This window comes from Vibrio sp. 10N.286.49.E11, from assembly GCF_041469505.1.
In the GTDB taxonomy this organism is placed as follows: Bacteria; Pseudomonadota; Gammaproteobacteria; order Enterobacterales; family Vibrionaceae; genus Vibrio; species Vibrio crassostreae_C.
This window is the reverse complement of sequence record NZ_JBFRKQ010000042.1, coordinates 14,813-38,171: the sequence shown is the minus strand read 5'-3', so window position 1 is coordinate 38,171 and position 23,359 is coordinate 14,813. Positions and strand designations below refer to the sequence as shown.

Below are 23,359 nucleotides of genomic sequence, written 5' to 3'. Positions count from 1 at the left end.
AATTCTTTACGTTAGGGTGTGTTTTCATTGTAATTCTTCTAGCTTAAGCGCATAAACCCAAAGAATATCTCGATTTTGAAGTATTCTGATTGAGTTTAATTCCAAATGCAATTCTTATTGTAATTAAAAACATCCACTGTAAATTAATATTTACACAAAGGGGCGTGTCAGCATTCAAATGAGCAAAGCAAACGTTTGACCATGATCGGTTTCAAAATTTATAGAGTAATTTGTTGTACTTGGTGTAAGGTGGCAGTACATATGTCGTTCGCGTATACCCCTTTAGCGCAAAAAAGCGTTAATGATCGCGAGTAGCTTTAAGCTATGAATATGGAATGGGTAGAGTAGAGTGCGTTCATCAAAGTGACATAATATAAGTCCAAGATGGTGCACTAGTTAATCGGACATCATGTCCACATCAAGGAATAGAGGGGGCACAATGAGTGACCAATCTTATAATGACGAAAGTCTAGAGTTGTTAGATGCTATGGAAATTGGCATTGATTTGTCTGACTATGAGCAGACAGTGAAACAGTTAGCAGAAGAGCTTTTCAAGTCTTCGAACTAAGCTTTTAAGATCTTTAATTCAGTTTCAACTGAAACGTTTTAAAGCTAAAGCTTCTCAAAGCAAACAATTCTAAACTGAGCAAATCGTATTCGCTCACACGTCATACCAAAACTATCCTCATTAAAGTTCGCGAAGATAAACGAGTACGTTTACCATGTTACTTAGTTCTCGATACTTTAATGAGGTTCAATGAACTTTCTCGCACACCTTCACATCGCCAAGCACTGTAACAGCAACTTAGCAGGTAACCTGTTAGGTGATTTTGTTAAAGGCGACCCTAATAAACACTATTCTGATTCCCTTTCTGACGGTATTAGGCTTCATCGATTTGTTGATAGCTATACTGATCGTCATGATGTATCTCGTTCTGCAAAATCACTTTTCTCAGACCAAACACGACGCTTTGCGCCTATCGCACTCGATGTGTTTTGGGATCACTGCTTAGCCAATCATTGGGCTCAGTTTTCACAGCAGACATTAGAACGTTTTTGTTTAGATAGCCATGAGCAGATCTTTGAACATCAAGAGCCACACTGGCCAGAAAATTTCGTTATGGTTCATCAGAAAATGGCTGAGCATCGATGGTTAGAGAGCTATCAAGACATGTCGTCTATAGAGGTGGTATTGCAGCGAATGGCGTTGAGAAGGCCTAAGCTCGGTATGCTCGAGGCATGTTACGATGACCTCGAACGTCACTACGATACGTTGCAGTGTCACTTTAATGAGCTTTATCCCAACGTTTTAGAAGAAGCGAAGCAGTTTAATGCGCTTCAAATGAAGAAAAATCAAAAGGAAAGGTAAACAGCGTAATGCAGGTTTGCTACAATCCGCGCCTATTTAATCTTTGAGCATCATACTATGTCTGAATCTACAAAATCTTTTAACCAACTAGGATTATCTGAGCATCTTCTTGCCACGCTGTCTGAGCTTAATTTTACGGCTCCTACCAGTGTTCAAGAACAAGCGATTCCATTGGTATTAGAAGGCAAAGATGTACTTGCTGGTGCTCAAACGGGTACAGGTAAAACGGCCGCGTTTGGTTTACCGATTATTCAAAGATTAATCGAGACAAAAGACAATGTTATTCCGAACCCTAAGCTCGTTCGTGCGCTTGTGTTAGTACCAACTCGTGAATTGGCACAACAGGTTTTCGATAACTTAACTAGCTACGCAAAGGGCACCGACATTAAAGTCGTGGTGGCTTACGGCGGCGTTAGCATGAAGGTTCAAACTGATAACCTACGCGGTGGTGCAGATATCCTGGTCGCGACGCCTGGTCGTCTTATTGATCACATGTTCACTAGAAACATCATGTTGAGCCAAACGGAAGTACTGGTACTGGATGAAGCTGACCGTATGTTAGATATGGGTTTCATGCCTGACATCAAACGTATTCTTTCTCGCATGAATGAAGTGCGTCAAACCCTGTTCTTCTCTGCAACGTTTGATAACAAAATCAAAGCGATTGCACACCGTATGATGCAAAAGCCAAGTGAAATTCAAGTTACGCCAAAAAACAGCACCGCTGAAACCGTAACACAGATGGTTTACCCGGTAGATAAGTCGCGTAAAAGTGAATTGTTAGCGTATTTGATTGGCTCAAAAAACTGGCAACAAGTGTTGGTGTTCACAAAGACCAAGCAGGGTACTGATGCTCTCGTTAAAGAGCTAAAGTTAGACGGCATTAAAGCGGCATCAATCAATGGCGATAAGAGCCAGGGTGCGCGTCAAAAAGCCCTGGACGATTTCAAGTCAGGCAAAGTTCGTGCGTTGATCGCAACCGACGTGGCAGCTCGTGGTATTGATATCCAGCAGCTAGAACAAGTTGTGAACTATGACATGCCATTCAAAGCAGAAGATTATGTTCACCGCATCGGACGTACTGGCCGTGCGGGTAACAGCGGCTTAGCGATCTCTTTGATGAGTCAGGATGAAGCTTACCTATTGGGTGATATTGAGCGATTACTTGATACTCGCTTGCCTCAAGAGTGGCTAGAGGGCTTTGAACCAAGCCTTGAAAAAGATCTAGCGCCCGATCGTGGTGGTCGCAGCAAAAGCCGTTCATCAGAAAAACGTAAGATGAAAGCGAAGCTTAAGATTCACCAAAACCGCGGTAAAGCACGTCGCTAATAAGCTGTACAAAGCTCCAGTTTAAAGATCTATACATATAAAAACGCGCCGTTACAGTGACTTCTGTAACGGCGCGTTTTTGTATCTTATAAGCTCATAATGGTTATGAACCCGATTAAGCTTTATGTTCCTGGTTACACTTCCATTCACATGGCACTTCATAAATCAGCTCTTCAATCGAGGTTGGATTTAGAGCCCACTCTTCATCAATATTGAACTTGCTGACCATCTGCGTGTTGAAAAGCTGCCAATGCTTAAGTAGGGCGTCTTCGGGTGAGGTGACCATATCACCTTCATTCCAAGTGCTTTCCATAAAGGGAGTGAGGCATACAGCGCCGTTTGCGTACATGATCATTTGCCATTTAACTTCGTAAATGTTGATCATTTTGTCTGGGTTAGCTGCATTGTACTCAGCGGCAAGCCCGTTAATCTCTTTTTCAACATCGCCGACATTGTCGATGAAGTAATCAACTAGGTTGTCTTCTTGGCGAACAGAGTCTGAAATAAGCTGCATTGGCCTACGTGAGTGAATCATGTTGGTGAACAGACGCATGCTAAACAGGTAGATAGCGATATTTGGCGCAACATCTTTTGGCAGCTCTTCCATAATCTTACTGATGTAAGACTGAAAATAATCGTGTAAACAATCACTTATTGCATGCCAAATCTTTTCTTTGCTACCAAAGTGGTGGCGGATAAGGCTATGCGAGACGCCTGCCTTTTCACTGATGTTTCGCAGTGATACACGATCGTAGCCAAAGTCACAGAACATGTCTGCGGCAACGCTCATGATCAAAAAACGCGTCTCTTCGGCGTCTTTTGCACTTCTTCTACCTTGCTTCTTTTCGGTCATCTTCATTTCACATAATTACCTGATTACAACATTCTACACTGTTTTTACTGAAATAAAAAATACTGCACAAGTGGAAAGTAAAGCTTGAGAATTATTTAATACTAAATATACTGCCCACCTGTGTAATAAATCATAATAATTAAACGGAGAGGCATCATGCAGTTCAATTTGTCTATCAATGCCATATCGAGCAAGCGCATGGGAGCTGTTATTGCAGCACTATTGCTCGCAGGCTCTCTAACTGGATGTGACAAAGTTCAGTCAGAGGAAAATGTGCAGGTAATCAAGCCAGTCAAGCTGTTCGAAATCCCACAACAGACTGATATTGATCTCGATAGCTTCATTGCAAAGGTTGATGCAACCGACCGTGCGGCACTTTCTTTCCAAGTGGGTGGAGATATAGAAACCTTCGATGTTCGTATGGGACAAGAAGTGAAGAAAGGTCAGGTGTTAGCCGTATTAGACGCGACGGATTACCGTATTGCCGTTGACGCAGCCCAAGCTAAATTTGATCTGGCGAACAGCCAATACAAACAAGCTTCTGAGTTGTATGCGAAAAAACTGGTCAGTACCGATTACTACGACCAAGCCGTAAACACCTTTACTGCCGCTGAAGTTGAGTTGGACCAAGCAAAAACAAACCTTGGCTACACTACCTTAGTTGCTCCATTCGATGGCGTGGTATCGATGGTGTTTGGAAAGCAATATCAATTGATCGCAGAAAAGCAGCCTGTACTGAATATTTTGAATCACAGTGAAATGGATGTGACGTTTTCAATTCCAGTATCAAAGCTTGAAGACCGTTCTATTCAAGACCTAACGAGCTCAAACATGTGGGTTGTGATGGACAGCCACCGCGGCATTCGTATCCCGACTCGCTTTAAAGAAATCTCAACGCAACCAGATGAAGATACCAACAGCTACCAAGCGGTTGTGTCTATCGAAAAGCCAGAAGGCATCAATCTACTTTCTGGTATGACAGCGCAAGTTGAAGTTCAGAAAAGTAAATCTGACTACGGCATTGGTATTGTGGATTCAGCTTGGTTAAACAAAGACGTAGGCCATGGTGAACTATGGCGTTATAACCCTGACTCTCAACTGATTTCTAAAGTACAAGTCCTTCTTGATGAGCAAGGCAAGGTTATCGACGGATTGTCGTCTGGTGACCTTATCGTTGAAGCGGGTGTGGATGTGTTATCAGACGGACAACAAGTAAAAGCTTGGCTTCGTGAGGGCGGTATTTAATGAACCTTTCAAAATTATCAGTTTTTGTCGCGTCGGTTCTGTTACTTCAAGCCTGTAACAATGAAGCTGTACACCGTGAACAACCACCTTTGTTGGTTTCTACCTTTGAAGTTGGCGCACCGCTTACTAATCAGTTCAGAAGTTTTAATGGACAGGTGATGCCAGCTGAATTGACTCCCTTGGCATTTAAGCTAGCAGGCGAGATTCAACAAGTATTAGTAGAAGCGGGCGACAATGTCGAAAAAGGGCAGTTATTAGCCACCTTAGATAACGCAACGTACGTACAAGATCTGACTGATGCTCAATCTCAATTCAAACTGGCAAGCAAACAGTTGGCCCGTGGAACGGAGATGTTTGGCAGCGAAATGTTATCGCAATCAGAACACGACCAACTGACGGCTAACTATAAGCTCGCATCGGCGAATTTGGCGGCGGCGAAACGCAAGCTGAGTTACACAGAACTTTTAGCGCCGTTCTCAGGAACAGTTTCAACTGTCGATAAGCAACGATTCGAAAATACGACGCCTGGAGAAACACTACTGAGTGTGTACCAGAACGACAAGGTGTATGTGCGAATTCAAGTATCAGATTCGATCTTGGCGTCAATTAGCCCAGACATACTTTCAAATAGCTATCGTCCTGAGGCGACCTTTGGCGGTCACACAGGCCAATATCCACTGACGTATCTAGAACACACCAGTGAACTGCACCCACAATCCCGTACCTACGAATTTTGGATGCAGATGCAGCAGCCTGAAAGTGAAATTCTGCCGGGCACGAGCGTTACGGTCAATGTAGATATGGCGAAAGCGGGCCTGAGCGATGTTCAAGGCTACCAATTACCAATGACAACGCTAGAAGCGGGCTCTGAAGCGAATCAGTTCTATGTGTGGAAAATGGAAGACGGACAAGCATTCAAAAGCGAAGTAGAAGTCGACAAGATCAGTGGCCAAGGCGCACTCATCGCTCATGGTGTTGAGCAAGGTGAGCTACTCGTAAATTCGAATTTAAGAAAACTCCGTGACGGAATCCAATTGTCAGGAAAAGCAGAATGAACATCGCAGAATATTCAATAAAGAACAAAGTAATCAGCTGGCTGTTTCTAGTCATTTTGGCCATTGGCGGTGTGACGTCTTTTGGTAATCTATCCCGTTTAGAAGACCCAGCTTTTACCATTAAAGATGCAATGATTATTTCAACTTACCCTGGCGCTACGTCAATGGAAGTTGAAGAAGAGCTGACTTACCCACTAGAAAAAGAGATAAGACAGCTTCCGTACATCGACAAGATTACCTCGACATCATCGAACGGTATGTCCCAAATTATGGTCAGTATGAAGATGGACTACGGTCCAGACGAGCTGCCTCAGATCTGGGATGAAATGCGCCGTAAGATCAACGATCTACAACCAACACTGCCAAGTGGTGTAAATTCCGTTCAGATCATCGATGATTTTGGTGATGTGTTTGGTGTGATGATCATGCTGACCGGTGATGGTTACGATTACGTTGAGCTCAAACAGTACGCAGATTACCTAACGCGTGAAATCGAACTGGTTGACGGTGTCGGTAAAGTTAGCATTGCAGGTGACCAACAAGAACAACTGTTTGTTGAGATGTCACTGGAACGCTTAGCCGCATTGAACCTAGATATGTCGACGGTGACAGCATTGCTAGCACAACAAAACAGTGTGGTATCGGCAGGCGAGGTGATGCTGAATGGTCAAAGCCTAACGATTAAGCCAAACGGCACATTAAGCACGGTTGAAGAACTAGAAAACCTAATCATTCATGGTCGTGACACTGGCAATCTAATTCGTCTAAAAGACGTTGCTGAAGTGACTCGTGGTATTCAAGAAAAACCGGGCAATGTATTAACGTACAACGGTAAACCAGCAATCAACTTGGGTATTGCGTTCTCTTCTGGTGTAAACGTGGTTGAGATTGGTAAAGCACTGGATGCGGAACTGGATCGCCTAGAAAGCATTAAGCCAGCGGGTGTAGAACTGAATTACTTCTACAACCAAGCGCAAGAAGTAGACAAATCTGTGGCTGACTTCTTAATCAGCCTAGTTGAAGCGGTAGCCATCGTTATCATTGTATTGTTGTTCGCAATGGGCTTACGCAGTGGTTTGATCATCGGTTTGGTTCTTCTATTGACGGTATTCGGTACCTTCATCCTGATGGATTACAACGATGTTGAACTGCACCGCATCTCTCTGGGGGCACTGATCATCGCGCTGGGTATGCTGGTGGATAATGCGATTGTTGTCGTTGAAGGTATTTTGGTGGGCTTGAAGAAAGGCAAAACCAAGCTTCAAGCAGCGAAAGACATCGTCAAGCAAACACAATGGCCACTGTTAGGTGCGACCATTATCGCTATCACAGCGTTTGCACCGATTGGTTTGTCGAAAGACGCAACAGGCGAGTTCATGGGTTCACTGTTCTGGGTACTGTGTTTCTCATTGTTCTTAAGCTGGGTTACGGCACTCACACTGACTCCGTTCCTTGCAGAAATGATGCTGAAAGCAGAAGACAAGGTTGATGCGAACGAAGACCCATACAAAGGCATTCTGTTTGTGGTATTCGGTGCGTGTCTGAAAGTAGCACTTCGATTTAGATGGCTTACTGTAGTTAGTATGGTCGCTCTATTAGCAGTTTCTGTCGTCGGTTTTGGTATGGTGAAGCAGCAGTTCTTCCCGCCGTCAAATACCCCAATGTTTTACGTAGACATGTGGATGCCAGAAGGCACCGATGTTCGTGAAACGATCAAGCAGACAGAAAAAGTTGAGAGCTACATTCGTCAACAAGATGACGTGGAGTTTGTGACAACAACGGTTGGGCAGGGTATGCAACGTTTTGCGCTGACATATCAACCAGAGAAAAGTTACGAAGCCTACAGTCAGCTACAAGTTAGAACGACTGACCGCGACACTATGTTTAAGGCTCTAGCGGCGCTAGACAAAGACTTAGCGAACGAATTTGAGCAACCAACGTTCCAGTTCAAGTTGATTGAGTTTGGTCCGTCACCCGCTTCAAAAATTGAAGCGCGTATTATCGGTGCCGCTCCACAAGTACTGCGTAACATTGCAGTTGAAGTCGAAGACATCTTGCTTGCCGATCCAGGCTCTCGAAATGTTCGTCATGACTGGCGTGAACGCACTAAAGAACTTGTACCACTGTTCAACGAATCTAAGGCTCGTCGCCTAGGCATTTCAAAAACTGACTTGTCTGAGACATTACAGATGGCGTTTGGCGGTTACAACATCGGCCTACTGCGTGATGGTACTCATATGTTACCTATCGTGGCGCGTTTACCGGAAGAAGAGCGTTTTGATTTCGAATCGCTAAACAATGTGAAGATTTGGAGCCCATCACTACAAACTTACATCCCAGTTGAGCAAGTGATTGATGGCGTAGAGCTTCAATGGTCTGAGCCACTGATTCAGCGTCGCGACAGAAAACGTACGCTAACAGTATTGGCTGACCACGATGTTCTTGGTGATGAAACGCCAGCGAGTCTGTTTGCTCGTGTGAAACCAAAGGTAGAAGCATTAGATTTACCAGAAGGCTACAGCATTAGCTGGGGTGGTGAGTACGAAAGCTCTAAAGATGCGCAAGAATCTCTGTTTGGCTCACTGCCAATGGGTTACTTGCTGATGTTTATCATCACGATGCTTCTGTTTAACTCGGTTCGTAAGCCGGTTGTGATTTGGTTTACGGTTCCACTCTCTATCATTGGTGTTTCAATTGGTCTGTTAGGTACCAATATGCCATTCAGCTTCACAGCGTTCCTTGGCTTATTGAGTCTAAGCGGCATGATTTTGAAGAACGGCATTGTACTGCTTGACCAGATCAACAGTGAGCTATCAACAGGTAAAGACCCATATTTAGCGGTTGTCGACAGTGCGATTAGTCGTGTACGACCGGTATCTATGGCAGCATTAACGACTATCTTGGGTATGATTCCTTTGGTATTCGATGCATTTTTCGGCTCGATGGCGATTACCATCATGGCAGGCTTAGGCTTTGCTACCGTACTAACGCTAATAGTAGTACCGGTGATGTTCGCTATTTTATATAGAATCAAACCGTCCACTGCGGGTTATTAGGGAATGATATAAAACAGATTCTTTTAAGCCAGCCCAGTCAAATTTGACTGGGTTTTTTATGCGTGTTGTCCCGTCCTGAAATGTGTTGACACGTGAGAGCGGTATGAGGGTACGAATAGGCAAGCATTAAAAAATCCGCTACTCAATGGTCAAGCGGCTTTGAGAAGGATAGGGCAATTCTAGATTGCTAGGCGTATGTCTAATTCAATCGGCTTTGGCATGGCTAAGTGATAGCCTTGATACATATTGAAGCCTAAGCTCTGCATCGCTTGGAGTTGTTGTTGGGTTTCTATGCCTTCAATCACTGTCTTTGCGCCAATTTGGTTTGCAAGATCAAGCACTAACTCCATTTCTCGAGTGTCGCCTTGTTCAAAGTCCAACATAACCGAGCGGTCTATCTTGATGATATGAGGGTTAATGTGACGAACGCGTTGTTCGGTTGATGCTTGTGTTCCGAAATCATCAACAGCGATTTGAAAACCATTTTCCGCCAATGAATGGGCTGCGTCTTTCAAACGTTCTTCACTCTCTACATTAAGCTCGACCAACTCCATCACAATTTGTTCGCACGATAAGTTAAGCTCATGCAGGCGCTTAGCTAACAAGCTATCGCTGACCTTTTCTGCAGCAAACAACTCACCAACGTTTGGAAGAACGTTCAAAAATAGATGTAAATGACGGATTGTCGATTGTGCGAAGTTACGGATATGAATCGCTCGACTCAACCTCTCTACATTGATTTTGTCTGTGCTTGAGGTTTCGTCGGAATGGAAGAAGTGATCAGGACGAACAATATCACCTTTGTTATTTGAAATGCGCACCAAAGCCTCAACACCTATTTGAGTCATAGAAGAGTCGAATATAGGTTGATAGACGCTTCTAAGCGTCAGGTCTTGGTATTTCGCAATAAACTGCATATCAGCATCTACGGATATACAGCTAATAAATTCACTTCTGTCTGATAAAATCATAGTCGCTAGTAAAGAGGGCTTATTCAATGGCGGACGTACATGTCGCGGCTGTCACAATATTGACAGGTGTAAGTAAATTGTCAATTAATAAAAACTCTTTTGTAGAGTCAATATTTAAATAAATATAATTAACGAAAAAACAGCATGATAATTGATATTAGTCATTAAAATTACTTATCATTCACCATTAATAATGACTATTGTGAATTTAATCTCTGAGTAATCTATCTCATATCAACACCAATCAATATAAGCTTTCAACGCCAATACACCAGGTGAAAGTAAGGATAAAGCCTCAGGTTATGGGGGAATGTCAAAGTTACATTATTAACAAACAACTCTGTTTGCATATAAATGATATCTACTTCTCAAAATATGAACGATGAGCTGATAAGTTATTATTTTATCGAAGATAAACTTTGATTGATTATTGGGTAGGGCTTGAGTTAGGTTTTATAAAATGTTGGGATGGAGGTCTAACTATTTACTTTCAAGACTGATTAAAAAAGTTGACCCGTATTCTTACTGCCATTGAAGTACTGCGTAAAGTTGCAGATATTTACGAACCAGTTGTTGATTTCCTGACCGCTTTAAAGGGTGTCCAAATTTAATGAAGCAAGGGCTGATTTTAAAATTATTATTTAAGTCAGTAGCAAATTGAGAATCACTCTCTCTTAGGGTGATGCCTTGTTGGCTGTATTCGGTGATCTCATCTGGGAGTTCACCCATCCACCAATGCAATAATTCGCCACTGTTTTTACTTCGGCTAATCCAATGGTCGGAGACAATGATCAAAACGTCATTGGGTTGAATGGAAAATCCATACTCTTGTTGCCAATTATGGATGTCCAACATCAACTTTCTACGACATGTTTTCCCGGCGCTCACCATATGATGACTGATCATCCAAACGGTACCGATTTCGGAAGATATTCGGAAGTGTCGAGGCGTTTCTCTAGAGGAAAGCATTTCAAGTGGGCTGATGTTGCTTGCATGATTAAAGCTAACGAAGGTGTGCTCCATTCGGCGGGCAAATGCCTTACCTATATGGTGCTCACTGATCCCTTGATTGTGTACAGTAGGGTAGTGGCGTTCACAGAGCTTTAGGCAATCGTCTTGAAATTGATTAACGCTTTTAATCACTAGATCTAATAACAATGAAGTCCCTTATACACAGCTACTATCTTATTGATGGGCAATAGTACGGTAATTGCGGTTCCGTTACCTATCGTCAAAGTGCGAGTTCTTGATCTCTCTATCAAAATTAACCATTGCTGAGTGATTTTATGGATAGCACTGGCGCTCTACAGGTCTGTATTCTAAATTATGAGGAATTCTAGCTAGTTACCTCGACTATAGTCTAGTCAGCAAATCACAATTGATCTACTTACTCTTTATTTGGAAACATTCATGACCATTCAATTAGATTCGAAACAAAAGTCTGAGCTTACTCATACGCTCCAAAAGTACCTGCAGGATGAACTCGATGTGGAGCTTGGTCAGTTCGACACAGAATTCTTGGTCGATTTCATAAGTAAAAAGTTTGGGGCGGTTTACTACAACAAAGGGATAGAAGACGCTCAAAAAGTCATGGAACGTAAAATGTTAGATATCTCAGATGAGCTTTACGAGATCGAACAAATCGTTGAAATCTAACGTTTAGCCCAAACTTGTTCAAATAATTTGAATAACTCGTTTAATTTGAAATGATGTAACTATTGTAAAGCTTGGTAAATAATATGTTACACAAACTTAGTGTAGGGTACGCTTTTCAAAACTACACGATTCGTTAACATTCGGAAGAGATGCATGGACAACAACGTTAGAAATTACAACCCTTTAGCTAGAGCGATGCATTGGATTTCAGCTCTCGCAGTATTTGGCTTATTTGGTGTAGGCCTGTGGATGGTTGATCTTTCATATTACAGCGAGTGGTACAAAACAGCGCCAGACTATCACCGCTCGGTAGGCATTCTTTTGGCTACTGTTACTGTTATCCGCTTGGTTTGGAAACTAGTTACCGCGTCACCTAAAGTAGAAGGTAAAAGCTATGAAGTTGCAGCAGCGAAGATCGCTCACGGCTTTATGTACATTAACTTAGCGGTTTTATTTATTTCAGGTTATTTGATTTCAACATCAGATGGCCGCGGGATAGAGGTATTCAATTGGTTCACTGTACCAAGTATGGGTGAACTGTTTGCAAACCAATCTGATCTCGCAGGAACGATTCACTACTATGCTGCATGGGGACTGATCATCATGGCATCAGTACACGCCTTAGCGGCGATAAAACACCACGTTATCGACAAAGACGATACGCTACGAAAAATGATAGGAGCTTCAAAATGAAAAAGTCAATTATCGCTACAGGATTAGCATTTGCAATGGCAATGCCTTTCGCTGCGAACGCCGCTGATTACGTGATTGATACAAAAGGTGCGCATGCTTCAGTTAACTTTAAAGTTAGCCACCTAGGTTACAGCTTTATCCAAGGTCGTTTTAACACATTCTCAGGTGACTTCTCATTTGATGAAAGCAACGTTGAAGCGTCTACAGTAAACGTAACGGTTGATACTACAAGCCTTGATTCAAACCACGCAGAACGTGATAAGCATATCCGTAGCGGTGATTTCATCGATGCTGCTAAGTTCTCTGATGCGACATTCAACAGCACAAAAGTGGTTGATAAAGGTGACGGCAAACTTGAAGTTATGGGTGACCTTAAACTTCACGGTGTAACTAAGCCTATCGTTATCGAAGCTGAATTCATCGGTGCTGGTCAAGACCCATGGGGCGGTGAGCGTGCAGGTTTCGTTGGTACAACTCGTCTAGAACTTGCTGACTTCAACATTCCAGTAATGGGCGCTTCAAGCTATGTAGATATGGATCTACACGTTGAAGGTGTAAAGAAGTAATCTAGCTTTCTAGCTCTCTGACAGGTATCAACATTTTTTAGAGACATCAAAAGTTTGGTCGATACTAAATAGGTCAGTATTTAGAAATAGAGAAAGGCGCAAAGTTTTCACTTTGCGCCTTTTTTATTGAGATAAATGGCAACGCGTTTAGGTCTGTTTTGTGTCAAACCGTTTAGTACGTTAAAAGCCACCGTTTACCTCTAGCCAGTCAACGTTGCCATGACTGAGTTATCTAATTGAACTACTAATCCCTAATAGTTCAACTTAAGATTAGTTAAGCCGTTTCTAGTTCAGCTTGTGGAACCACGTTTAGTCGGTCACCGTAGATTGGACGTAGTGCTTGCATCACTTCAATGCGAGTCAACACACCCACCATTACGCCGTTTTCTAACACTGGAAGCATATGTGGTTGGCTTACTTTCATCGCTTTTGCACGCTCTTCTAGAGAAAGAGATGTCAGGCGAGTTGCGAAGCCCATGCTTGTCGTCGGGTACAGTTGCTCTTTGTCGATGCATAGGAACTCAGCAACGTCCACTAGCTTGTCGTTTGCGTCGATTGCCACAACGTCACGGCTCATTAGGTCTACAACTTTTTGGCCTTTAGTTGGGATGTAATCTTGGCACCAAAGGTCAACCATTACGTCATGAACAGAGAAGATACCCACTAGACGACCTTCAACATCGCAAACAGGAGCGCTAACAAGTTGCGCGTCTAAAAGTGTATCAATCGCGACTGATGTTGGCATTTCTACGCTCAGTGTAATTGGTTGAGTGTTCATGATTTGCTTGATAGTAGTTGCTGTGTTCATAGTAATTTCCTTAACTGACGTAATTTCTGTTGTTTGTGTAATAGCGGTAATTTTTGCTGCTTTAAGTTGTGGGCGACGGTAGATGCTCCAGTTCGCTAAGCCGACCAATACTGAACCACCTACGATGTTGCCGATTGTCACTGGTATTAAGTTTGCGGTGACAAATTGCATGACGTTTAGGTCTGCATACTGGGCTGGTGTTGCGCCGATTTGCATCCAGAAGCTTTCTGGTGCGAATGCTTGAATCGTGATGCCTAGCGGAACCATGAACATATTCGCCACACAGTGTTCAAAGCCTGAGCTTACGAACATTGCAACGGGTAACACGGTCATCATTGCTTTGGTCATTGCGTTAGCAGAGCTGAACGTTAACCAAATCGCTAAACACACCAACAAGTTACAAAGCACACCCAAAGCAAACGCTTGAACTGGGGTGTGGTGTAGCTTGTGTTGAGCAATGTTTAAAGCGTTTAAGCCCCATTGCCCGCCATCCAGTTGATACAAGCCTGCTGCGCTTACCAAAGCCAATAGGAACATGGCACCGATAAAGTTGCCGACATACACCTTGCCCCAGATAGACAGCATCTTCGTGAAGGTGATTTGCTTGTTAGCCCATGAGATGCTTGATAACACTGAGCTGGTAAATAGCTCACCACCGCAAATCACAATCAAGATCAAACCCATACTGAAGGCAAGACCGCCGGCTAAGCGACTCAGTCCCCATCCAGCATCAGCGCTGCCCGTGGTTACCGTGATGTAGAACAAAAAAGCAAGCCCGATGAATGCGCCAGCCATGATTGCCAAACTCAATGTCATGCTGCTGGTTTTATTTGCTTTACTTAATGCAAACTTCTCTGCTTCCGCCATCATTTCTGTTGGTGAGAACAGTTGATGATTTTCAGAAGTGCTGGTTGCCATATCCCCCCCTTGAACAATCCGTCATGTGTAATTCCTAGTGTTAATGACCTGGTTAATCCGTAATGGTTAATCAGTAATGTTTTGCAGGGCTCGTTGTGTCCTGCCATTCCAGATTAGGGCGTTGAGGGGTAGAGGTAAAATTGATAATTTTTAGAAACCACATCAAATTTATTGATATAGATTTGGTTACGCGTAGAATGAAATTGATTGCTCATTGGCTTTATAAAAAACGAGCATCAGGACACAAATAATTAAAAGCATTAAGGATGAATTTTGCGTTATTCATTAAAGCAACTCGCGGTATTTGATGCAGTAGCAGACTCCGGGAGCGTTAGTCAGGCAGCAGACAAATTGGCGTTGACTCAGTCAGCAACAAGTATGTCTCTTGCACAGTTGGAAAAAATGCTCGGCAGGCCTTTGTTTGAAAGGCAGGGCAAGCAAATGGCCCTGACTCATTGGGGCATGTGGTTAAGACCAAAAGCGAAGCGTTTACTGCAAGATGCGCAGCAAATTGAGATGGGTTTTTACGAGCAGCATTTACTAAGTGGAGAGCTCAAACTCGGTGCAAGCCAAACACCAGCGGAACACCTAGTTCCTGACCTCATCAGTATTATTGATAACGACTTTCCTGAGATGCGAATCTCGCTCGGCGTACAAAGTACCGATGCGGTTATTGATGGCGTATTAGATTATCAATATGACTTGGGTGTTATCGAAGGTCGTTGTGATGACAACCGAGTTCACCAAGAAGTGTGGTGTACGGACCATTTAACGGTGGTTGCATCGGCTCATCACCCGTTTGCGAAGCGTGAACGAGTAAGCTTGGCGCAATTAGAACAAGCAAAATGGGTATTACGTGAACATGGTTCGGGTACTCGCAAAGTTTTTGATAGCTCTATTCACCATTTAATTGGTGATCTTGATGTTTGGCGAGAGTATGAACACGTTCCTGTTTTAAGAAGTTTGGTTGCAAACGGCCCATATTTAACGTGTTTACCTTATCTCGATGTCGAACAGTTTGTTGAGTCTGGTCAACTGGTCACATTAAATGTCCCTGAGCTTGAAATGGAAAGAACCTTGTCCTTTATTTGGCGTGCTGACATGGCAGAGAACCCACTTGCTGAATGTATCAAGCGTGAAGGTAAGCGCATGATGAAAGGCAAACGGTCGGTTCTTTAGCCGCTATTCAACACCAATGCTAATAACTAAATGTGTTGAATAAGCGATTCCGGTCTCTATCTAGTGATAAATGAACAACTACGTACATTATTAATGTGATCGTGATCGGCTAAATAAGGGCTATCTTCCCATAGTATGCTTACTTGATTTTAAGTGAGGCTAAATCCGGTTGCGTTCAATTACGTAATTAGGCTTTAGAAATAGTATGAGTACATTAGTCGCGATTTCATTAACAACAGGTATTTTGTCAGGTCTATGGGGATGGATTGCTATCTCTTTCGGCTTATTGTCATGGGCAGGTTTCTTAGGTTGCACCAGTTACTTTGCTTCGCCAACAGGCGGCGTTAAAGGACTTGCAGGTAGCCTATTGACCAACATGACTGGCGTATTCTGGGCAATGGTAATTATCGAAAGCTCAACCTTCGCAGGGTTAGAGATTTTAGGCTACATGATTACTGCTATTGTGGCTTTCTTTATGTGTATTCAAGCGAAACAAGCGTGGCTAGGTTATATCCCAGGAACCTTCATTGGTTGCTGTGCGACGTTTGCTGCAGGTGGCGATTGGCAACTTGTAGTACCATCTTTACTGCTTGGTGGTGTATTTGGGTACTTGATGAAAGCAACGGGGCTATGGCTTCACGAGAAATCGACTCAATCTTCGGAAGTTGTTGAACAACACGCTAAACAGGCAAAGGCTTAATTCGTTAACCTAACCTTAGTTAGTCACTGTGAACTCTTGCAAGATAACCCCCAATTAATTTGTATATCGATTTATACAGGCACACCGTTTGGTGTGCCTTTTTTGGTTGAGGCGACTAGCTAAATATTTCATCAGTAGAGCAACTGATAGCATCTATAAGACAAATTATGCTTAGGTATTTCCATTCGCCATGGTGATCACGCGTTTTAATGTCCACCTTAACAAAAGTGGAATGCATTCTTGTCCTTGATTCTCGCAATGAGAAACAATGGCGAGTGCAAGGTCGGGTTTTGCATGTTTCTTCAATACCTTGGCAACCACTTTCTTTGGAGGGATAGGGTGATCGTAGGGAATCTTAACCATGTCACGGAAAAAGCTCTCAAACCCATTCATATATAGGTAATGCTCGATATCTTTATCTGGCAGTTCCGTGAGTCGATGTCTTTCCTGATCATTACCAAGCTTCGATAGCACCGTTGCTGCGTATTTTTTACCCGCCGCATCGCCGTCAGTTACCACATGCCAATCAATGCCAAACTCTTGCGCGACCTTAATCAGTGCCTTAAGTCCTGACTGAGCGAACTCAATAATCTGCACACCTTCGGCTGCTAGGTTATAGCCACATTGGTTGGCAAGCTCATTGAACAACCAAACCTCGGTTTCACCTTCTACTAATAGCCAACAGCGAGCAAACAGTGCCCCTGAGCGGTGGAAACGGATATGAAAACCAATTCGTCGAAGTTCGTCTTTACTGAAGTGGTTCATGTTGAGTTGATTGGCGATGGTTTTGTCAGACTGACGAACCAAGCGACGAATCGATTGAAGTGGAACCGCTGCAAGTAGGTCGCCACTGTTGGTGGTGAGGATTTTCTGCATGGGCAATTTCTGCATTAAGCTCCAAGCCCTTGCCAAGTGTGTTGGGTGCAATCGACCTTCTGGATCTTCAAGGATCAAAAGAGGGCGCGCACATCGTCTTAAGTCGTTTGGCCCTTTAGCTTGTAGATAAGCGTTAAGTAATCCCATGAATAATAAGCGGGTTTGTTTATTTTTGGTCTCTTCGACGAGTTGATGAATACTCTGATCATTGGCGCCCGCGGAATAAAGCAATCCGTCTCGTTGTTTTCTAGGGTTACGACGAGAAGTACTTTTGAAAGAAAAATAGTGCTCAATCAAACTTTGCATCGACTCTAGGCTACTGCGCATTTCCCCTTTATTAACGTGACCGGGAATCGCCATTAAACGACGGCATGTGTTGTCGATTCGTTTTTCTATTCTTGCTTGGCGACCATTACCGTTATTGGCGCCGTTTCCGTTTGTGCCATTTCCATTGCTAGCGTGATGATTCCCGTTTGAATTTGTATTATTAGCGTGACCGTTATTAGCGTGAACATTAGTCGGCAGGTGAGCATTGTGGTTAAGGGACTTGCCGTTAAAAGGACGATCAAAGTGCCTTGCATCACGCAAACGGATGACGGGATGTAAGGTCATCAATTCTTGAGCAAGCTTTTCAGAATGATGAAGCTTGAGCGGATTACCGTCCAAACCAAGAAATGCATAGTGTGTTGTTGTCTCATACTGTTCTAACGTCGCGCTGATGCGATAGTAGATGCGAAATACGCCAAATTCATCTTGAACCCAAATAGGTTTGAGTTTGCGATAACGACCTGCGTTAAGTTCGCTCTTATCGTTAGCTTTCAAAGCGAGAACAATTTGAAGATGTTGAGACTGCGGGTGTGAAACAGAGTAATCGACATGAAAATCGGTCATTTCAAAGTGATATGGCACACCGTCTGAGGGCAGAATGACGGAAAGGGCATCCAATAATGAAGACTTACCCCAAGTATTTTCACCAATAAGCGTGGTTAGCTCGTCAAACGCGAGTGACATGCGCTTGATACCTCGAAAGCCAGAAATCTCGATTCTTTCTAGTTGCATAGGCTTACTCCTAACGGAAGGCTCTGCTAATTATTTGAAAGCTAACAGATATCTTTAATCATAATCGAAAAATCCAAATCCGGTATGCTCACCTGTCACAAAACCCGTTGTTTATTAATACGGTGCAAAATGAGATTTTTGATCTATCTCGAGTATTTTTTTGCAGTGCAGTTTCATAAAATTCACGATTCTGTCATGATTCTCGACCTAGTATGAAGGGACAAAGAGAGAAGAAAATATGACTAAAAAGAATAAGCCGACAAAAATAGTGTTGGCACACATCAACGACACCCACTCATACTTTGAACCAACCTCGTTACAGCTATCACTTAAAATGAACAACCACATCATTGAACCTTATGTCAGTGCTGGTGGCTTTGCTCGAATTTCAACACGCTTCAAACAAATAGAACAAGATGCCCAGCGTCAGAAGGTTGGAACCTTGTTCTTGCACGCTGGTGACTGCTTCCAGGGCACGTTGTACTTTTCCTTATTCAAGGGAAAAGCCAATGCCGATTTGTTGAATGCCCTTAATATAGATGCCATGACGCTCGGTAATCACGAGTTAGACATGGGTAATGAGCCCGTTGCGATTTTCGCGAAAAGAATCAAATTCCCGCTGTTGGCCGGTAACTGGAATCTATCGAATGAGGATATCAATAAAACTCATACGCTAGCGGACAACGACATTGTTAAGCCTTATCTGCCTGAAACACGAAGTGCTTCTTTTATAACGAAAGAGTTTGATGGCGAGAAGGTCGCAATATTCGGCTTAAGCATCGACAAGATGGCAGGCATCGCTAACCCAGATATCGATACACCGTTTGAAAATGCTTTGGAAACAGCAAAAGGGACCATTGAGCAAATCCATCAAGCAGGTATCAACAAGATTGTGTTACTTAGCCATCTTGGTTACGAAGCTGATTTAGAGTTAGCAGCCAACGTAACAGGTATTGGTGTCATCGTTGGTGGTCATAGTCATCGCTTACAAGGTGACTTCTCTGATATCGGCTTAGTTAAAGATGATGAATACGGTGTGAAAATTGGCGATACCTATGTTGTGCAAGCGGGTTTCCACGCCATGAGCTTAGGACACTGCGAAATCGAGTTCGATTCTCAAGGCAAAGTGACGCACTTCAATGGTAAAAACGAACTGTTATTAGGCCGTCGACTCTTTATAGACGCGAAACTGAGTGAAGTAGGGCAAGACGATGCCCACGATATGGCGTGTGAGTTTTTAAACAATCACCCTAATATTGCAGTGTGTAAGAAAGATCCTGAGCTGCAGAGCATTCTGACGGATAAATACCAGCCGCGAGTTCGAAGGCTTCAGCAACAAGTGATTGCTCATGCAGACACTAAACTTCGCCATGTACGTATTCCAGATGCTAAAGGCCCGAGTCAACTAGCCCCCTTGGTTGCTCAATCATTTCACCATCTAATGAACAAGAAAGGGCATCAGGTTGACTTTGCCATTCACAACGCCGGTGGTGTAAGAAATTCACTGAACAGCGGCGATGTCTCTGTTGCCGATATTGCCGGAAAACTACTACCGTTTGCCGTACCTATTGGTGTGTATGAAGTAAAAGGTGAAACGATCGCTGGCATGCTTGAAGGTGCAATCAATAACGCGATTGATAATGGTGTCGTGGGCACAGGTTCAGGTAGCTTTCCTTATACACATAATTTGAGGTTTTGTTACCACAAAGAAGCGCCTATAGGACACAGGATTCACCATCTAGAAATTCACTCTGATGATTCAGGTTGGCAAGCTGTTTCTCGCAACCGTATTTACCGGGGCGCGTCGTCAGCCTATACAATGAAAGGCAAAGAGGGCTATAACGCTGTGTTGGATATGATCGGTGATGGCACGGTCACCACTGACTCTATGGCAGACTGCTTCATCGAGTTTCTGCAAGACCACCCAGAGTCGCTTCAACTCAATGAACCGTTGAATTGCATGGAGTGTTTTAGATAACTAAAGCTGATACTGATATTTAACACTATTACTTTGGGTTATTTATAAAATTGGCATTGTTTATGCTTTATCTCTGCAGGTCGCCTTCTTGTGGAGATATGCATGGATAAGAAAGATTGGTTAGATGCGGTAGCGGTTGTCGGTTGGGTATCAGTTTGGTCAGCGTTAGTGTATTTAATACCTGCCGCAGGGCTGTAAATTGCTCTTTTTGCAACTTCATTACGCAGTGCAATAGTGTGTTTGACTTGCGAATTTATTCTTAGAATCAATTCGCGTGTCTATTTGACAAAGTGGCATCAATCAGAAAGGAGCGTTTGCTCCTTTTTTGCTTTTTCCGTGCAAATTTATATAGACGAAACACAACCAGAGGATTATTATCCACGCGTTTGGGGAGTAGTTAGCGCAAGTTTACATATCGTCATCTCGTTAGGCCAAGAGTCTATCCGGTATGTAAAAGTGAAATCCCATATTTCACTTCAACGAGACCAACGCAATCACAGTCAAGATCCGTAATGGAGCTTGATATGCTTTGTTTGCGGAAGGTCTTTGTACAGTTCTTCCGCCCGGAGGAATAATGAACTCAACTCAATCTCTATTATCTACAAATAGTGAATCCTTTTTTTCATCGCCAATCATGACGACTTATGCGGGCTTTTTCCTGCTAACGGTTATTCTCGTCTCTATTGATATCTATCAGACTCGTGGCGGTAACGTTACTATCAAGAAAGCGGCAATCTGGAGTGTTTTCTGGTTTGTACTTGCGTTTTTGTTTGCTGGCTCGATTTACCTATTTTGGGACATTTATGCGCCGAACAGTGACTACACAGCGCAAAAAGCAACCGTGTCATTCATTACGGGTTACTTGTTAGAAAAATCCCTTAGCGTAGACAACTTGTTTGTTTTTGCGATGATCTTTGCTCAATACCAAGTTCCTGAGCATCTAAGACCTCGTGCGCTTCTTTGGGGCGTAATTGGTGCATTGGTGCTTCGTGCAATTATGATCGCACTAGGCGCACAGCTATTGGCGGAATACCACTGGGTGCTTTACGTGTTCGCTGCGTTCTTGATTGGTACAGGTATTAAGCTGGCATTAGACAAGGGCGAAGAGGAGAGTGTGAATACTCTGCCTGAAAAGCTACTTCGTAAAGTGATGCCGGTAACAGAGGACTTCCATGGCCCTGCATTAATGGTTAAACAGGGTGCTAAATGGGCATTCACTCCAATGATGTTGGTCATCGGTGCGATCGCAGTCATGGACGTGATGTTTGCATTAGACTCTATCCCTGCGATCTTTGCGGTAACACAAGAACCGTTCTTGGTACTTGCGGCTAACGTGTTTGCGTTACTTGGTCTTCGCTCGTTGTATTTTGTACTGCAAGGTATGATGGACAAGTTCATCTATTTGAAACCCGCGCTTTCATTCATCATGGTGTTCATTGGTGTGAAAATGCTTCTGGTTGATAGCGAGTGGGCTATCCCAACTTACTGGTCATTGGCGGTATTGGTTTCTACGATGACGATTGCGGTTATAGCGTCGGTTTATGCGAAGAAGCCAGGCATTGAACAAGTAAATTAAAAACAAATATAACTTATCGAAAAGTCGATAATGAACACGTGGCTGATGAAGTGGAAAATTTATTTATGTAAATTTTCTGTGACATTGGCCACTGTTGTTTGCGGGGTATTTGTACTAAAGCATGATTTAAACACTATATTGAATTTGTACTCACATAATCTGCATATCTATTTTGTGGCATTGTTAATGGTTTGTTTTATTAGAAAAACTAATCCCAAAATCTAATTTTAGTCATTTTTTAACCTGCAAAAGATCACCTATTATTCTTGTCATCAGAACGAAACACATTAATAAATTTATAGAGAGGCAATCATGGCTCAAGCAGTACAAATGAATACTATCGCTGTTCCTAACTCTATGGATAAGAAAACCTACTCGGTTAACTTCAAAGGATTGATTGCACACATTTTCGATATTCTTTTCGTAGACAACTCTCCACGTAGTTACTACGCAAGCGACCTATCTGGTCACATGCAACGCGATATCGGTATTAACCGTTAATCTCAGCGTTAACATGTAAATATAGAATTTTAAGAAAACGCCAGCCTCTAAAGCTGGCGTTTTTGTATCTGAAATAAACTCAATCTCTTCGTAAACTAAGCACCTGAAAGAAAAACCTAGGCATAACGGTCTGTATTTGAGCGTCATTCAATTCGCTTTGTACAAGGATCTCGGTATGTCACACGCCAAACGCAATTCATCATTGATTAAACTTTGTTTATTTGCCTTACCGATCGGCTTCTATTCCTCAGTGTCGCTTGCACAAACCTGGAGTAATGAAGGCCAGCCCGCACAGGTTATCGAGCTCTTCACCTCTGAAGGTTGTTCAAGTTGTCCACCTGCTGATCAGTACCTCAGTACTTTTGAAGACCATCCAAAACTTTGGACACAAGTTATTCCGCTTGCCTATCACGTCGATTATTGGGATTACTTAGGTTGGGGCGACAAGTTCGCGAGTAAGGCGTTTAGTCAGAAGCAACGCTTGTACAAAGCTTATGGAGTAACAAGTGGGGTTTACACACCCGGCTTTGTTGTCGATGGAAAAGAGTGGCGCGGTTACTTTAACTGGTTAGACAGAACGTTACCTTCTCTTAAACAACAAAATAACCCTAAGCTAACGGTCAACCATAAAGGCGATACGTTCAGCGTAAGTTACGAAGGCAAAGGGGATTATGTTGCTCATATAGCTTTGCTGGCGATGAACGAAGTCACAAGTGTAAAAGCTGGTGAAAACAGAGGTAAGAAGTTAGAGCATGATTTTGTCGTAGTGTACGATGGCTACCAACGTGGTGAATCTGAGTGGCAATTCAATGTGGACTTTGATCCGCTAGTCGCTTCGCCAGACGCAGTCGCTGTCTGGTTAACCGAGCCGAATTCGTATGCACCGGAACAAACGGTAGCAGGTTGGCTGAACTAACTGCAACCCACGACAATTGTGTAGCTGGAATACTCTTAGACGAAGTTGGTACGGC

General features: G+C 43.1%; 20 protein-coding genes. 15 read left to right on the top strand and 5 right to left on the bottom strand.

Going from position 1 to position 23,359, the window contains the following annotated elements; genetic code table 11:
- The first annotated feature begins 439 nt into the window (after positions 1-439).
- From AB4167_RS09890 to AB4167_RS09880, 3 genes are all read left to right on the top strand, one after another.
- The gene (locus AB4167_RS09890) at positions 440-568 is read left to right on the top strand and encodes a hypothetical protein (RefSeq protein ID WP_017059831.1); all 129 of its coding nucleotides are present in this window, start codon (positions 440-442) and stop codon (positions 566-568) included.
- Between the two features lie 189 nt (positions 569-757).
- Positions 758-1,369, top strand: a complete 612-nt coding sequence (locus tag AB4167_RS09885; protein ID WP_048612524.1) for an ACP phosphodiesterase — start codon at positions 758-760, stop codon at positions 1,367-1,369.
- 57 nt (positions 1,370-1,426) lie between these two features.
- Positions 1,427-2,698 (top strand): DEAD/DEAH box helicase, encoded by a 1,272-nt coding sequence (locus tag AB4167_RS09880; RefSeq protein WP_017059829.1) that lies wholly within the window; start codon positions 1,427-1,429, stop codon positions 2,696-2,698.
- A 115-nt stretch (positions 2,699-2,813) separates the two neighbouring features.
- On the opposite strand, the gene AB4167_RS09875 is transcribed toward AB4167_RS09880, so the two are convergent.
- Complete coding sequence (locus AB4167_RS09875) at positions 2,814-3,557, bottom strand: TetR/AcrR family transcriptional regulator (RefSeq protein ID WP_017064637.1); 744 nt, start codon at positions 3,555-3,557, stop codon at positions 2,814-2,816.
- Positions 3,558-3,707: 150 nt separating this feature from the next.
- On the opposite strand from AB4167_RS09875, the gene AB4167_RS09870 reads away from it, so the two are divergent.
- From AB4167_RS09870 to AB4167_RS09860, 3 genes are read left to right on the top strand one after another with little or no spacing between them, the layout of a single operon-like run.
- Positions 3,708-4,796, top strand: a complete 1,089-nt coding sequence (locus AB4167_RS09870; RefSeq protein ID WP_017064636.1) for an efflux RND transporter periplasmic adaptor subunit — start codon at positions 3,708-3,710, stop codon at positions 4,794-4,796.
- A complete protein-coding gene (locus AB4167_RS09865; protein WP_372136469.1) occupies positions 4,796-5,851 on the top strand; it encodes an efflux RND transporter periplasmic adaptor subunit in 1,056 nt (351 codons plus the stop codon). Before AB4167_RS09870 ends, AB4167_RS09865 begins: the two co-directional genes overlap by 1 nt.
- Positions 5,848-8,907, top strand: a complete 3,060-nt coding sequence (locus AB4167_RS09860; protein ID WP_372136468.1) for an efflux RND transporter permease subunit — start codon at positions 5,848-5,850, stop codon at positions 8,905-8,907. Before AB4167_RS09865 ends, AB4167_RS09860 begins: the two co-directional genes overlap by 4 nt.
- Before the next feature lie 179 nt (positions 8,908-9,086).
- Here the strand turns inward: AB4167_RS09860 and AB4167_RS09855 are convergent, their stop codons facing one another.
- Both AB4167_RS09855 and AB4167_RS09850 read right to left on the bottom strand, forming a co-directional pair.
- Complete coding sequence (locus tag AB4167_RS09855) at positions 9,087-9,824, bottom strand: EAL domain-containing protein (protein ID WP_136981862.1); 738 nt, start codon at positions 9,822-9,824, stop codon at positions 9,087-9,089.
- Between the two features lie 576 nt (positions 9,825-10,400).
- On the bottom strand, positions 10,401-11,036 hold the full coding sequence (locus AB4167_RS09850) for a hypothetical protein (protein ID WP_017067365.1): 636 nt from the start codon (positions 11,034-11,036) through the stop codon (positions 10,401-10,403).
- Positions 11,037-11,288: 252 nt separating this feature from the next.
- Here AB4167_RS09850 and AB4167_RS09845 point away from each other — a divergent pair, with 252 nt between their 5' ends.
- The 3 genes from AB4167_RS09845 (at position 11,289) to AB4167_RS09835 (ending at position 12,793) form a co-directional block, all read left to right on the top strand.
- Complete coding sequence (locus AB4167_RS09845; RefSeq protein ID WP_017059821.1) at positions 11,289-11,534, top strand: DUF2164 domain-containing protein; 246 nt, start codon at positions 11,289-11,291, stop codon at positions 11,532-11,534.
- Between the two features lie 153 nt (positions 11,535-11,687).
- A complete protein-coding gene (locus AB4167_RS09840) occupies positions 11,688-12,227 on the top strand; it encodes a cytochrome b (RefSeq protein WP_372136467.1) in 540 nt (179 codons plus the stop codon).
- Positions 12,224-12,793: a YceI family protein gene (locus AB4167_RS09835; RefSeq protein ID WP_081230019.1), complete on the top strand. Its 570-nt coding sequence runs from the start codon at positions 12,224-12,226 to the stop codon at positions 12,791-12,793. Before AB4167_RS09840 ends, AB4167_RS09835 begins: the two co-directional genes overlap by 4 nt.
- Positions 12,794-13,067: 274 nt before the next feature.
- On the opposite strand, the gene focA is transcribed toward AB4167_RS09835, so the two are convergent.
- Positions 13,068-14,519 carry a formate transporter FocA gene (gene focA, locus AB4167_RS09830; protein ID WP_050650436.1) on the bottom strand — a complete coding sequence of 484 codons (1,452 nt, stop codon included), beginning with the start codon at positions 14,517-14,519 and terminating at the stop codon, positions 13,068-13,070.
- Between the two features lie 273 nt (positions 14,520-14,792).
- Here focA and AB4167_RS09825 point away from each other — a divergent pair, with 273 nt between their 5' ends.
- Positions 14,793-15,698, top strand: a complete 906-nt coding sequence (locus AB4167_RS09825) for a LysR substrate-binding domain-containing protein (protein WP_010429535.1) — start codon at positions 14,793-14,795, stop codon at positions 15,696-15,698.
- A gap of 205 nt (positions 15,699-15,903) precedes the next feature.
- Complete coding sequence (locus AB4167_RS09820) at positions 15,904-16,398, top strand: DUF1097 domain-containing protein (protein ID WP_017059817.1); 495 nt, start codon at positions 15,904-15,906, stop codon at positions 16,396-16,398.
- Positions 16,399-16,569: 171 nt separating this feature from the next.
- Here AB4167_RS09820 and AB4167_RS09815 read toward each other — a convergent pair whose 3' ends face one another.
- Complete coding sequence (locus AB4167_RS09815; protein WP_372125097.1) at positions 16,570-18,333, bottom strand: ATP-dependent endonuclease; 1,764 nt, start codon at positions 18,331-18,333, stop codon at positions 16,570-16,572.
- A gap of 238 nt (positions 18,334-18,571) precedes the next feature.
- On the opposite strand from AB4167_RS09815, the gene AB4167_RS09810 reads away from it, so the two are divergent.
- The 4 genes from AB4167_RS09810 (at position 18,572) to AB4167_RS09795 (ending at position 23,304) form a co-directional block, all read left to right on the top strand.
- On the top strand, positions 18,572-20,311 hold the full coding sequence (locus AB4167_RS09810; RefSeq protein ID WP_017069928.1) for a bifunctional UDP-sugar hydrolase/5'-nucleotidase: 1,740 nt from the start codon (positions 18,572-18,574) through the stop codon (positions 20,309-20,311).
- A gap of 574 nt (positions 20,312-20,885) precedes the next feature.
- Positions 20,886-21,887 (top strand): TerC/Alx family metal homeostasis membrane protein, encoded by a 1,002-nt coding sequence (locus AB4167_RS09805; protein WP_017059813.1) that lies wholly within the window; start codon positions 20,886-20,888, stop codon positions 21,885-21,887.
- A gap of 312 nt (positions 21,888-22,199) precedes the next feature.
- Complete coding sequence (locus AB4167_RS09800; RefSeq protein WP_017059812.1) at positions 22,200-22,388, top strand: hypothetical protein; 189 nt, start codon at positions 22,200-22,202, stop codon at positions 22,386-22,388.
- Positions 22,389-22,563: 175 nt separating this feature from the next.
- Positions 22,564-23,304: a DUF1223 domain-containing protein gene (locus AB4167_RS09795; RefSeq protein ID WP_372136466.1), complete on the top strand. Its 741-nt coding sequence runs from the start codon at positions 22,564-22,566 to the stop codon at positions 23,302-23,304.
- Positions 23,305-23,359: the final 55 nt, after the last annotated feature.